The 13,155-nt window shown below is 70.5% G+C and carries 10 protein-coding genes; 4 read left to right on the top strand and 6 right to left on the bottom strand.

Annotated elements, in window-relative coordinates; translation table 11 throughout:
- Positions 1-6 precede the first annotated feature (6 nt).
- The 6 genes from HED23_RS13175 to HED23_RS13150 form a co-directional block, all read right to left on the bottom strand.
- The gene (locus tag HED23_RS13175; RefSeq protein WP_203183604.1) at positions 7-1,044 is read right to left on the bottom strand and encodes a substrate-binding domain-containing protein; all 1,038 of its coding nucleotides are present in this window, start codon (positions 1,042-1,044) and stop codon (positions 7-9) included.
- Positions 1,045-1,121: 77 nt separating this feature from the next.
- Positions 1,122-2,174 carry an ABC transporter permease gene (locus HED23_RS13170; RefSeq protein WP_203183603.1) on the bottom strand — a complete coding sequence of 351 codons (1,053 nt, stop codon included), beginning with the start codon at positions 2,172-2,174 and terminating at the stop codon, positions 1,122-1,124.
- Complete coding sequence (locus HED23_RS13165) at positions 2,171-3,694, bottom strand: sugar ABC transporter ATP-binding protein (RefSeq protein WP_203183602.1); 1,524 nt, start codon at positions 3,692-3,694, stop codon at positions 2,171-2,173. Before HED23_RS13165 ends, HED23_RS13170 begins: the two co-directional genes overlap by 4 nt.
- 226 nt (positions 3,695-3,920) lie before the next feature.
- Positions 3,921-5,102 carry an ROK family transcriptional regulator gene (locus tag HED23_RS13160; RefSeq protein WP_203183601.1) on the bottom strand — a complete coding sequence of 394 codons (1,182 nt, stop codon included), beginning with the start codon at positions 5,100-5,102 and terminating at the stop codon, positions 3,921-3,923.
- 299 nt (positions 5,103-5,401) lie between these two features.
- On the bottom strand, positions 5,402-6,079 hold the full coding sequence (locus HED23_RS13155) for a GntR family transcriptional regulator (RefSeq protein WP_203183600.1): 678 nt from the start codon (positions 6,077-6,079) through the stop codon (positions 5,402-5,404).
- A 74-nt stretch (positions 6,080-6,153) separates the two neighbouring features.
- Positions 6,154-7,104 carry a beta-ketoacyl-ACP synthase III gene (locus HED23_RS13150; protein WP_203183599.1) on the bottom strand — a complete coding sequence of 317 codons (951 nt, stop codon included), beginning with the start codon at positions 7,102-7,104 and terminating at the stop codon, positions 6,154-6,156.
- Positions 7,105-7,380: 276 nt separating this feature from the next.
- On the opposite strand from HED23_RS13150, the gene HED23_RS13145 reads away from it, so the two are divergent.
- Genes HED23_RS13145 through HED23_RS13130 form a run of 4 tightly spaced genes read left to right on the top strand, consistent with a single transcriptional unit; the run spans position 7,381 to position 13,155 of the window.
- On the top strand, positions 7,381-8,361 hold the full coding sequence (locus HED23_RS13145; protein ID WP_203183598.1) for a 2-dehydropantoate 2-reductase: 981 nt from the start codon (positions 7,381-7,383) through the stop codon (positions 8,359-8,361).
- Complete coding sequence (locus tag HED23_RS13140) at positions 8,358-10,313, top strand: molybdopterin oxidoreductase family protein (RefSeq protein ID WP_203183597.1); 1,956 nt, start codon at positions 8,358-8,360, stop codon at positions 10,311-10,313. Before HED23_RS13145 ends, HED23_RS13140 begins: the two co-directional genes overlap by 4 nt.
- Positions 10,304-12,298: an NAD(P)H-dependent oxidoreductase subunit E gene (locus tag HED23_RS13135; protein WP_203183596.1), complete on the top strand. Its 1,995-nt coding sequence runs from the start codon at positions 10,304-10,306 to the stop codon at positions 12,296-12,298. The genes HED23_RS13140 and HED23_RS13135 overlap by 10 nt, the downstream gene beginning before the upstream one ends.
- A complete protein-coding gene (locus tag HED23_RS13130; protein ID WP_203183595.1) occupies positions 12,295-13,155 on the top strand; it encodes a 2Fe-2S iron-sulfur cluster-binding protein in 861 nt (286 codons plus the stop codon). Before HED23_RS13135 ends, HED23_RS13130 begins: the two co-directional genes overlap by 4 nt.

Below are 13,155 nucleotides of genomic sequence, written 5' to 3'. Positions count from 1 at the left end.
GCTGGATCAGCTGAAGCCCGTCGGCAGGTACTGGTCGATGTTCTCCTTGGTCACCACGGCCGAGTACAGGGTCAGCGAGGTCGGGATCTCCATCTCCGAGAGGCCGGAGACGCCCTTGTTCTGGCCGAGGGCACGCGCCAGGTCGATCGCGGAGGCGGCCATCGTGGGCGGGTAGAGCACGGTGGCCTTCAGGACGCTGTTGTCGGCCTTGATGGCGTCCATCGCGGACTTCGCGCCCGCTCCGCCGACCATGATGAACTCGTCGCGTCCGGCCTGCTGGATGGCCCGCAGCGCGCCCACGCCCTGGTCGTCGTCGTGGTTCCACAGGGCGTCGAACTGCTTCTGCGCCTGGAGGAGCTGCGCCATCTTCGCCTGACCGGACTCCACGGTGAAGTCGGCCGCCTGACGGGCCACCAGCTTGATGTTGGAGTAGTTCTTCAGGGCGTCGGCGAAGCCCTGGCTGCGCTGCTTGGTGAGTTCCAGGTTGTCGATGCCCGCCAGCTCGACGACCTTGGCGTTCGCCTTGTCCTTGAGCTGCTCGCCGATGTAGTGCCCGGCGTTGAGACCCATGCCGTAGTTGTCGCCGCCGACCCAGCAGCGGTAGGCCTGCGGCGAGGCGAAGACGCGGTCCAGGTTGACGACCGGGATACCGGCCTTCATGGCTTCCAGGCCGACCTGGGTGAGGGCCTTGCCGTCGGCGGGGAGGATGACGAGGACGTCGACCTTCTTGTTGATGAGGGTCTTGACCTGGCCGATCTGGGCCGCGGTGTCGTTGGAGCCCTCGGTGATCTCCAGTGTCACCTCGGAGTACTTCTCTGCCCGAGACTTGGCGTTCACGTTGATGGCGTTGAGCCACCCGTGGTCGGCCTGCGGCCCGGCGAAGCCGATGGTGACGGGCTTGCCCGGCTTGTCGTCGGCGGCCGGCTGGTTGCTCTGCGCGGCCGCCGCCTCCTTGGGCTCGTTGCTGGTACAGGCGGTGAGGAAGGCTCCCGCGGAGACGGCCGCGGTGCCGAAGAGCAGTCCTCTGCGGCTGGTTTCTGGCATGGCTGTCAAACCCTTCATCCGGTGTTGTGCGTACGGAACAGCGGGTGGGTGATCAGTGCTCGGTCACGAGGGAGGACTCAGGTCTCGCCGCCGCGCAGTGTGCGGCGCTGGACTAGGACGGCGGCGACGATGATGGCGCCCTTGGCGATCTGCTGGACGTCGCTCTGCAGGTTGTTCAGCGCGAAGATGTTGGTGATCGTGGTGAAGACCAGGACCCCGAGCACGGAGCCGACGATCGTCCCGCGGCCTCCGCTCAGCAGCGTGCCTCCGATGATCGCGGCGGCGATGGCGTCGAGTTCGTACAGGTTTCCGTTGGTGTTCTGACCCGATCCGGACAGGATGATCAGCATGAAGGCGGCGATGCCGCAGCAGAGGCCGGAGAGCAGGTAGAGGTACAGCCGCTGGCGCCGTACGTCGATGCCTGCGAGCCTGGCCGCCTCCGCGTTGCCGCCGATGGCGACGGTACGGCGTCCGAAGGTCGTCCGGTTCAGGATCAGCCAGCCGGCCACCGTGACCGCGGCGAAGACCAGGACCAGCGGGGGGATGCCCAGTACGTAGCTGTCGGGCAGGCCGAGGTCCAGGACGGACTGGACGGTGACGATCTGTGTCTTGCCGTCGGTGATCTGCAGGGCGAGCCCACGGGCCGAGGCGAGCATGGCGAGCGTGGCGATGAAGGGGACCATGCGCCCGTAGGCGATGAGGACCCCGTTGACGAGCCCGGCGGCGAGGCCGACGACCACGGCGGTGAAGAGGATGCCCGCGAAGCCGAAGTCCTGGGTGGCGAGGGTCGTCGCCCAGACGGATGCCAGGGCGACCATCGCTCCGACGGACAGGTCGATGCCGCCGCCGATGATGACCAGGGTCATGCCGACGGTGACGACGCCGATGACGGAGGACTGCGTCAGGATCAGCTGGAGGTTCCCGGTGTCCAGGAACGCGTCGGGTTCGGTGATGCCGCCGACGACCACCAGTGCGGCGAGGACACCGAGCAGCGACAGGTTGCGGACGTCGGCGCGCAGGCCGAGTGCGCGCAGGCCACCGCCCTGCTTCGAGGGCGGCGCGGCAGCGGGGCCGGTCACGGTCCCCTTCTCCGGCCCGTGGTGCTGCGCCGACGGTGCGGGCTGTGTCATGACGTCGGGCTCCCTTCCATGACGAGGTCGAGGACACGGTGCTCGTCGAGCTCCCTGGCGTCGGCCGTGTGAACGACACGGCCCTCCCGGAGCACCAGCACCCGGTCGGCGAGGCCGAGCACTTCGGGGACTTCGCTGGAGACGAGCAGAACGGCGAGGCCTTCGTCGGCCAGCCGGCGGATCACGGCGTAGAGCTCGGCGCGGGCGCCGACGTCGACGCCGCGGGTCGGTTCGTCCAGCAGCAGGACCCGGCAGCCTCGCAGCAGCCAGCGCGCCAGCACGGCCTTCTGCTGGTTGCCGCCGGAGAGGGTGCGGACGGCGGCGTCGGGGTTGTCGGGCCGCAGGGAGAGTTCGCGGGTCGCGGTCCTGGCGGCATCCCGCTCGGCACCACGGTCGAGCCAGCCGGCGCGGGCGAAGCGGGACAGCGAGGAGACCGAGACGTTGCGGGTGACCGATTCCGTCAACAGCAGTGCCTGCGCCTTGCGTTCCTCGGGCGCGAGGCCGATCCCGGCGGCGACGGCGGCCCGGACGCTGCCGGGACGCAGCGGTGTGCCGTCGACGAGGACGCGGCCGGCCGTCGGCTTGCGGGCGCCGTAGACGGTCTCCAGGATCTCGGAGCGTCCGGAGCCGACGAGCCCGGCCAGGCCGACGATCTCGCCGGGCCTGAGCTCCAGGTCGACGGGCTCGAACTCGCCCTTGCGGGAAAGCCCTTCGACCTTCAGCACCGGTTCGGTCATGGCCCGGGCGCCGGGGGCGGGCCGCTGCGGGAAGACGTACTCGACGTCCCGGCCGGTCATCATGGCAACGATGTCGCGTGTGGGTGTGGACTTGGCGGGGAGCCCCACCGCGACGGCTCTGCCGTCCTTGAGCACGGTCACCCGGTCACCGATGCGGCGGATCTCCTCCAGCCGGTGCGAGATGTAGACGACGGCCACCCCGTCGGCGGTGAGCCCGTCGACGATGCGGAAGAGGTTGTCGACCTCGTCGGGGTCCAGCGCCGCGGACGGTTCGTCCATCACGATGAGGCGTACGTCGTGGGAGAGGGCCCTCGCCATGGAGACGATCTGCTGGTGCGCGGCGGAGAGGTCACCGACCAGGCGGGCCGGGTCGATCTCCGGGTGCCCGAGGCGCTTCAGGAGCGCGGCGGCCTCGCTGCGGGCCGCCCGGGTGCGGACGACGAAGCCCGCGCTGGTCGGTTCGTGTCCGAGGAAGACGTTCTCCGCGACCGACAGGCCCTCCACCAGGTCGAGTTCCTGGTAGATGGTGGCGATTCCCAGGCGCATCGCGGTGATCGGCGTGGACAGCTGGACGGGCTCGCCGCGCCAGGTGATGGCGCCGTCGTCGGGCTGGTGGGCCCCGGCCAGCACCTTGATGAGGGTGGACTTGCCGGCGCCGTTCTGGCCGAGGAGGCAGTGGACTTCACCGGCGAGCACCTCCAGGTCCACGCCGTCGAGGGCGCGTACACCGGGGAACGACTTGGTGATGCCGGACATCGTGAGCAGGGGTGGTTCTGGTGCCATGACGAATCCCCTCGGCGAACGAGGTCTCCCCCTCTCGGCGAGGCCGAGGGCTCGGGGTAGGCCGGTGAGCGGGCAGGGCGCAGTGCCGGCGGTGCCGTACTGCTGACGGAACTGCTGGGTGGTGCTGCTGTGCTCGTGCTGTGCGTTCCTGCGGGCGGAGCCCGGGATCAGGCTGCTTGCGGATGGTGCTGCGGAGCGCGTGCCGTACTACGCGCCGGCCCGGGCATCAGGCCGGCGAGAACAGGTGGTCGCTGATGAGCCTGGCCGCGCCGGTCACTCCGGCGACGGGTCCCAGCTCACCGAGGACGATGGGGAGATTGCCCGTGGCCAGCGGCAGGGACTGCCGGTAGACCTGGGTGCGGACGCTGGCCAGCAGATTGTGGCCGAGCCCCGTCACCCCGCCGCCGATCACGACGAGGCCGGGGTTGAAGAAGCTGACGAGTCCGGCGATGACCTGACCGACCCGGTTTCCGCCCTCGCGGATCAGGTCGAGCGCGGTGGGGTCACCGGCCGCCGCGGCGGCCGCAACATCGACGGCCGAGAGCTTCCCGGCCCCGTCCAGCCTGGCCGCGAGCTCCACGGACCGTCCGGTGCGGGCCGCGTCCTCGGCGTCCCGGGCGAGGGCGGCGCCGCTGAAGTGTGCCTCCAGGCAGCCCCGGTTGCCGCAGGCGCAGGCCCGCCCGTCCGGCTCCACCTGGATGTGGCCGATGTCGCCGGCGCTGCCCGTCGTACCGCGGTAGACCTCTCCGCCCACCACGATGCCGCAGCCGATACCCGTACCGATCTTGACGCAGAGGAAGTCGCCCACGGAACGGGCGACGCCCGCGTGCTGCTCCCCAAGTGCCATCAGGTTCACGTCGTTGTCGACCATGACGGGGCAGCCGAGTTCCTGGCTGAGCGCCTCGCGGACCGGGAAGCCGTCCCAGCCGGGCATGATCGGCGGCGCGACCGGCACTCCCTCGGGGAAGCGGACGGGTCCTGGTACGCCGATGCCGGCGCCGTCGAAGCCTTCGGCGAGCCCGGACGCCCGGAGCTTCGCCGCCATCGCCAGCACCTGCTCGAAGACCGCGACGGGACCGTCCCGTACGTCCATCGGGTGGTTGAGGTGGCCGAGCACCTCCAACTCGGCGTTGGTGACGGCGACATCGACCGAGGTGGCGCCGATGTCGACGCCCAGGAAGCGCAGTCCGGGGGCGAGCCGGATGTTGTGGGAGCGGCGCCCGCCGCGGGACGCGGCCAGTCCGTCGGCCACGACGAGTCCGGTCTCCAGGAGCCGGTCCACCTCGACGGCGAGCTTCGAACGCGAGAGGTCCACCTGATCGCCCAGCTGCGCGCGGGAGTTGGGCCCTCCGTCACGCAACAGCCGGAGCAGTCGTGCCTGGTGCGTGTTCGCGGGTCGTGCCGTCATGCGTCTCACGCGTCCCTCCCCGCCACATCGGCCAGTCCGTCGGGCTTTCGAGGGGAACGTAGCAGCGGTTTACCGGAGTGGGAAGAAGTTGCGCATGAATCCGCTCCAACTTTCTCCACACTCAGGACAAAGATGCGTCCGGCGGAAGGTTCGCCCCCGCCCGGCCCGGGGCGAGGAGCCCGGGGATCTCCGCGCGGAGCACACGGCGGACGCACACCGTCGTCGCTTCGGGACACCGGGACGGAGGAGGCATGCGAAAAGGCCGGGGCGGAACGCCCCGGCCTCGCACCCGACGTCGATCAGGCCTGTTCACGCCGGTGGTACGTCTGGCGGGTGTGCTCGGTGTGCGCCCGCATGACGGCGGTCGCCCCTTGTTCGTCCCGGGAGGCGATCGCGGCGATCAGCTCCCTGTGCTCGATCCAGGACTGGGTGCCGCGCTGACGGGCCACCGGCGTGTAGTACCAGCGGACCCGGCGGTCCACCTGGGCGGCGAGCTCGGCCAGGACGACGTTGCCCGCCAGTTCCATGACCTTGGCGTGGAACGCGGCGTTCGTGGCGACGGCGAGGTCCACGTCGTCGGCCGCGACGGCCCGCTCCCCCTGCGAGCACAGCTCCTCCAGGGCCTCGATGCCCGGCCGCCCGGCGTGGGCGGCGGCCAGCCGGGCGGCCTCGGCCTCCAGCAGGGTGCGGACCGAGAGCAGCTGGTCCGCCTCCTCCTCGGTGGGTTCATGGACGAACGCGCCCTGCGCGGGACGCAGGTCGACCCAGCCCTCGGTGTTCAGCCGCTGGAGCGCCTCACGCACCGGCTGCCGCGACACCCCCAGATGTCCGGCCAGTTCGCTCTCGACCAGATGCTGGCCGGGGCGCAGTGCGCGCGTGGTGATCAGCTCGAGCAGCGCCTCGTAGACGCGTTCGCGCAGCGGCCCCGGCCGCTCCAGCTTCGGCACCGTTCCTTGCGGCAGTCCTGCGGACAACATCGCGGTCCCCCTCCGGGCGCCGGGCAATTGCTTATCGTCTACAGTCTACCGAGCACAATGCCACGCCGGGGGCCTCAGGGGCAGCGGATCACCTGACCCGCGTAGGAAAGATTCCCGCCGAAGCCGAAGAGGAGGGCCGGCGCCCCGCTCTCCACCTCGCCCCGCTCCACCAGTTTGGACAGGGCCATGGGGATCGACGCGGCCGAGGTGTTGCCGGAATCCACCACGTCCCGGGCGATGACCGCGTTGACCGCGCCGATCTTCCGGGCGACGGGTTCGATGATCCTCAGATTGGCCTGGTGCAGCACCACCGCGGCGAGGTCCTCGGGCGTGACACCGGCCCGTTCGCACACCTTGCGGGCGATCGGCGGCAGCTGCGTGGTGGCCCAGCGGTAGACGGACTGCCCCTCCTGCGCGAAGCGCGGAGGCGTGCCCTCGATCCGTACGGCGTTGCCCATTTCGGGCACCGAACCCCACAGGACGGGGCCGATCCCGGGCCTGTCACCCCCCTCGGGGTCGGCGGTGACGACGGCGGCGCCCGCACCGTCCCCCATCAGCACGCAGGTGGAACGGTCCGTCCAGTCGACGATGTCACCCATCTTGTCGGCACCGATCACGAGGGCCCGGGTGGCGGCTCCGGCACGGATGGCGTGGTCGGCGGTGGCCAGCGCGTGGGTGAACCCGGAGCAGACCACGTTGATGTCCATCACGGCCGGCGAGCTCATGCCCAGGCGCGCGGCGACGCGGGCGGACATGCTCGGCGAGCGGTCGATGGCCGTGGAGGTGGCGACGAGGACCATGTCGATGTCGGCGGGCTGCAGTCCCGCCGACGCGAGCGCCTTGGCCGCGGCGTGCGAGGCCAGTTCGTCGACGGGTTCGTCGGGGCCGCCCACGTGCCGGGTCCTGATGCCGACCCGACTGGTGATCCACTCGTCGCTGGTGTCGACCATGGCCGCCAGGTCGTCGTTGGTGAGGACCTTGGCGGGCTGATAGTGGCCGAGCGCCACGACACGTGAGCCGGTCATGTACGGGTTCCCCTCGCTACGTTTGGCAGGAACTATCCAGTCTTGGTTGCTACCGACCGGTACGAGGGCACCTAACCCCACAGGAATACGGGCCCGAGGTTGGAGCGTCTCGAACAGCTTCCCGGGAACTTTCGCGGACCTCCGGCGGCCACACCGGAATCGCGGACGGACGATGCACCCGCCGTCACGAGTATTGACCCCCTCCGAAGGCATACTGTAGACAATATTCTGTCGACTTGACACCCTCGCTCGGTCCTCTCACCGAACGGAGAGCCCGTGAAAGTCGCAGTTGTCGGCGCCGGAGCCATCGGCGCCTATGTCGGGGCCGCGCTCCACCGCGCAGGCGCCGAGGTCCATCTCATCGCCCGGGGTCCGCATCTGGCGGCCATGCGCCGCGACGGCGTGCGCGTGCTCAGCCCGCGCGGTGACTTCACCGCACGGCCGGCCGCCACCGACGACCCGTCGGAAGTCGGGCCCGTCGACTACGTGTTCCTGGGACTCAAGGCCAACTCGTACGCCGCCTCGGGACCACTGGTCCATCCGCTCATGCACGAGGACACCGCGGTGATCGCCGCCCAGAACGGCATACCCTGGTGGTACTTCCACGGCCTGACCGGCCCGTACACCGGCCGCCGGCTCGACAGCGTCGACCCGGCGGGCTCCGTGAGCGCCACACTGCCGCCCGAACGCGCCATCGGCTGCGTGGTCTACGCCGCCACCGAGATCGAGGCACCGGGCGTCGTACGCCATCTCGAAGGCACCCGGTTCGAACCGGACCGGTCGGTCTCCAGACGCTGTCTGGACTTCAGCGAGGCCATGGTCGCCGGCGGACTCAAATGCCCGGTGGAGTCCGACCTGCGCAACGACATCTGGATCAAACTGCTCGGCAACATCTCCTTCAACCCGATCAGCGCGCTGGCCCGCGCCACCATGGGCCAGATCTGCCGCCATCCGGAGACCCGCGCACTCGTGGAGTCGATGATGCGCGAAACCCTCGCAGTCGCGGCGGCCGTCGGCTGCCGCCCCGAGATCTCCGTGGAGCGGCGCATCGCGGGCGCGGAGCGCGTCGGCGACCACAGGACATCCACCCTCCAGGACCTGGAGAAGGGCAAACCCCTCGAACTCGACGTGCTGCTCGCGGCCGTCGTCGAGCTGGCCGAGCTGGCCGGAACGCCCGTACCGACGCTGCGCGCCGTGCACGCGCTCGCGGATCTCCTCGCCACCACGTCCTCGGCACCGGCAGGGAGCACGTCATGAACACCGAACGCACCGGCGGCAGGAACCGCAAGGGCCGGCAGCCGAAGACGTACGAACGCCTCACCCACCCCCTCGTCCGCGGGGAGGACGGGGTGCTGCGCCGGGTGAGCTGGGAGGAGGCACTGGCCCGGGCCGCTGCCGGATTCCGGCAGACCCGCGAGACACACGGCCCCGACGCCTTCGCGATGCTGTCCTGCGCACGGGCCACCAACGAGATGAACTACGTGGCCCAGAAGTTCACCCGGGTCGTCATGGGCACCAACAACGTCGACTCCTGCAACCGCACCTGCCACGCCCCGAGCGTCGCGGGACTCTCGGCCGCCTTCGGCTCCGGCGGCGGCACCTCCTCGTACGAGGAGGTCGAACACACCGACCTGATCGTGATGTGGGGCTCCAACGCCCGTTTCGCACACCCGATCTTCTTCCATCACGTGCTCAAGGGCATCCGCAACGGGGCCCGGATGCACGCTGTCGACCCGCGCCGCACCTCGACCGCCGAATGGGCGGAGAGCTGGCTCGGCCTCAACGTCGGCACGGACATCCCGCTCGCCCACGCCATCGGCCGCGAGATCATTCACGCGGGGCTGGTCAACCGGGCCTTCGTGGACCGCGCGACCAGCGGCTACGAGGAGTACGCGGCGCTCGTCGAGCCCTGGACCCTGACCGCGGCGGAGAAGGTGACCGGGGTCCCGGCCGAAGCGATCCGGGATCTCGCCCACGCCTACGCCACGGCCGAACGGGCCCAGCTCTGCTGGACCCTGGGCATCACCGAACACCACAACGGGACCGACAACGTCCGCGCCCTGATCAACCTCTGCCTGCTCACCGGCCACGTCGGACGCTACGGCTCCGGGGTCCAGCCCCTGCGCGGGCAGAACAACGTGCAGGGCGGCGGCGACATGGGCGCCATCCCCAACAAGCTGCCCGGCTTCCAGGACATCCTCGACCCGCCCGTCAGGCAGAAGTTCGAGCGGTCCTGGGACACCGTCATCCAGCCTCGGTACGGCAAGACCCTCACCCAGATGTTCGAGGCGATGGAGACCGGTGAACTGCACGCGGTGTACTGCATCGGGGAGAACCCGGCGCAGTCGGAGGCCGACAGCGACCAGGCGGTGCGCCGGCTGGAGGCCCTCGACCATCTGGTGGTGCAGGACATCTTCCTGACCAGGACGGCGCAGCTGGCCGACGTCGTCCTGCCCGCCACCGCCGCCTGGGCGGAGACGGACGGCACGACGACCAACAGCGAACGACGCGTGCAGCGGGTGCGGGCCGCGCTCACACCGCCGGGAGAGGCGCGCGAGGACATCGACATCATCTGCGCCCTGGCGCAACGACTCGGCCACGACTGGAAGTTCGAGGACGCCGAGACGGTCTGGAACGAGCTGCGCTCCCTGTCACCCGACCACTACGGGATGACGTACGAACGGCTCGCGGAGCACCAGGGACTGCAATGGCCCTGCCCAGACACGGAGAAGCTGCCGTCGAGCTTCCTGCACGCCCGGCTCTGGGAGACCGATCCGGACAGGCGGGGCCCGGCTGCCCCCTTCGGCCTGGTGCAGCACGACCCCCCGGTCGACCTCACCGACGAGTCCTACCCGTTGCGGCTCACCACAGGACGACGACTGGACTCGTACAACACCGGTGTACAGAGCGGAAGTTACGCCTCACCGCTGCGCCGGGGCGAGTACATCGAGCTCTGCCCGGAGGACGCACAGTCGTACGGCGTCGCCGTGGGTGAGGAGGTGCGGGTCTCGTCGCGGCGGGGCAGCGTCACCGCGCCCGTCTGGATCGACCCCGGGCTGCGGCCGGGGCTGGCCTTCATGACGATGCACTTCCCGGACGAGGTCGACACCAACCAGCTGACCATCGAGGCGAACTGCCCGATCGCGGGCACCGCCGAATTCAAGGCCTCCGCCGTACGGATAGAGAAGCTGGTGCCCGCATGGACCTGAGGTACACCGACGCCGCACCCTCCGACGCCGAACGGGAGGCGGTGGACGCCCTGTTGGGCCCACCGCCGTCCGGCTGGGAGGGGGCCGAGCGCACGGACGAGGACCTGCGTTGGGCGAGGGGCGGCGCCTCGGCGGCCAAGGACCGCCGCGACCAGCTGCTGCCCGCGCTGCACGCGGTGAACGACCGCGTGGGCTGGATCAGCGAGGGCGCGCTGGACTACGTCTGCCGGCGGCTGACGGTCGCACCGGCGGAGGCGTACGGCGTCGCGACCTTCTACGCCATGTTCTCGGTGCGGCCACGCCCCGCGAAGGTGCTCCACGTCTGCACGGACCTGGCCTGCGCGGCACGCGGCTCGGCGGCCGTGTGCTCGGACCTCACCGAGCGCCTGGGGGCTCCCGGCACCCCGGCCGAGGGAGCCGTCTGGCAGGAGAGCCCCTGCCTCGGCCTGTGCGAGCGGGCCCCGGCGGCACTCCTGCTCCAAGCGGGGGCGGAGCCGGCAAATCCACCCCAAGCGACGCTCCCCCTCACGGCAGGAGAAAACCCACCCTCGGCGACGCTCCCCCCAGCAGGAGCAAATTCAGCCCCTCCGGCGATTGAGGAGCGGGGGTCCGGGGGCGGAGCCCCCGAAGAGCCCGCAACCGGCGCCATCCGCTGCTCCGCCGTGCTCGCCCCCGCCACCGCGTCCGCGCTCGTCACAGCCGCCCGGGCTCCCGAGTCAACCCTCGCCGAGCCCCCGGCCGGAGCGGCCGTCCCCCAGGCCGGCGACCCGGCCCTCGTGCTCCTCAGGCGCATCGGCACCGTGGATCCCGCCTCGCTGGACGACTACCGCTCCACCGGCGGCTACACGGCACTGCGCCGCGCCTTCGCGCTCGGCCCCGCCGGGGTGATCCGCGAGGTGCTGGACGCCGGGCTCGTCGGCCGGGGCGGAGCCGCCTTCCCCACCGGCCGCAAGTGGCAGGCCACCGCCCAGCAGGCCGACGGCCCGCACTACCTGGTGTGCAACGCGGACGAGAGCGAACCCGGCACGTTCAAGGACCGGGTGCTGATGGAGGGTGATCCGTACGCCCTGATCGAGGCGATGACGATCGCGGGCTACGCGATCGGCGCCCACCAGGGCTACATCTATCTGCGCGGCGAGTACCCACGCGCGTACGAGCGGCTCGGCCACGCCCTGACGAGCGCCCGCACCCGCGGGCTGCTCGGCCCCGACGTCCTCGGGCAGGGGTATGCCTTCGACATCGAGATCAGGCGCGGTGCGGGGGCCTACATCTGCGGCGAGGAGACCGCGATCTTCAACTCGATCGAGGGGCAGCGCGGCGAACCGCGCTCGAAGCCGCCCTTCCCGGTGGAGAAGGGCCTCTTCGGCAAACCGACCGCCGTCAACAACGTCGAGACGCTCGTGAACGTGCTGCCGATCCTCGAGCACGGGGCCGCCGCGTACGCCGCGACGGGCACGGAGACGTCCACCGGCACGAAGCTGTTCTGCGTCTCCGGCCAGGTGTCCCGCCCCGGCATCTACGAGCTGCCCTTCGGTGCGAGTCTGCGGGAGCTGCTCGACCTCGCGGGGCCGCCCGGGAGACTGCGGGCCGTGCTCCTCGGCGGGGCCGCGGGCGGCTTCGTACGTCCCGACGAGCTGGACGTCCCGCTCACCTTCGAGGGCACCCGCGCCGCCGGTACGACGCTCGGTTCCGGGGTTGTCCTGGTCCTGGACGACTCGGTGGAGCTCCCCCGCGTGCTGCTGCGCATCGCGGAGTTCTTCCGCGACGAGTCGTGCGGCCAGTGCGTGCCCTGCCGGGTGGGAACGGTTCGCCAGGAAGAGGCCCTGCACCGGATCGTGGACCGTACGGGCGCTGCGGCCGCCCAGGACATCGCGCTCATGAGAGAGGTGGGGCAGGCCATGCGGGACGCCTCGATCTGCGGTCTGGGCCAGACCGCGTGGAATGCCGTCGAGTCCGCCATCGACCGTCTGGGGGTCTACAAGTGACCGCTGTGCCGCTTCAGCCGCCGCGCCGTCTCGTCTCGTTCACGCTGGACGGCGAGGAGACCCGGGTCCCGGAGGGCTCGACGATCCTGGACGCCTGCCGGTCGGCCGGCAAGGACGTCCCGACCCTGTGCCAGGGTGACACGCTCACCCCCAAGAACGCCTGCCGGGTGTGCGTGGTCGAGGTGGAGGGAGCCCGCACCCTCGCCCCCGCCTGCTCCCGGCGCGCCGAGCCGGGCATGACGGTCCGCACGGACACCGAGCGCGCCCGGCACAGCCGGAAGGTGGTCCTGGAACTGCTGGCCTCGTCGACGGACCTGTCGACGACACCGCGGGCCGCAGAGTGGATCAAGGAGTACGAGGCGAAGCCCGACCGCTTCGGAGCGGACGCAGCGCGGGTGGACGAACAGCCGAAGATCGACAACGATCTCTACGTCCGCGACTACGACAAGTGCATCCTCTGCTACAAGTGCGTCGACGCCTGCGGTGAGCAGTGGCAGAACACCTTCGCCATCGCCGTCGCCGGGCGCGGTTTCGACACCCGTATCTCCACCGAGCACGATGCCGCCCTTCCCGACTCGGCCTGCGTCTTCTGCGGGAACTGCATCGAGGTGTGCCCGACCGGTGCGCTGTCGTTCAGCACGGAATTCGGCATGCGGGCGGCGGGGACATGGGACGAACCCGCGCAGACGCGGACCACGACCGTCTGCGCCTACTGCGGTGTGGGCTGCAACGTGACCCTGCACGTGCAGGACAACGAGATCGTCAAGGTCACCTCGCCGCACGACAACCCGGTGACCCATGGCAACCTCTGTATCAAGGGCCGTTTCGGCTACCAACACGTACAGAATCGGGATTGA

This window comes from Streptomyces pratensis (assembly GCF_016804005.1).
GTDB lineage: Bacteria > Actinomycetota > Actinomycetes > Streptomycetales > Streptomycetaceae > Streptomyces > Streptomyces pratensis_A.
This window is presented reverse-complemented; position numbering and strand designations above follow the sequence as displayed.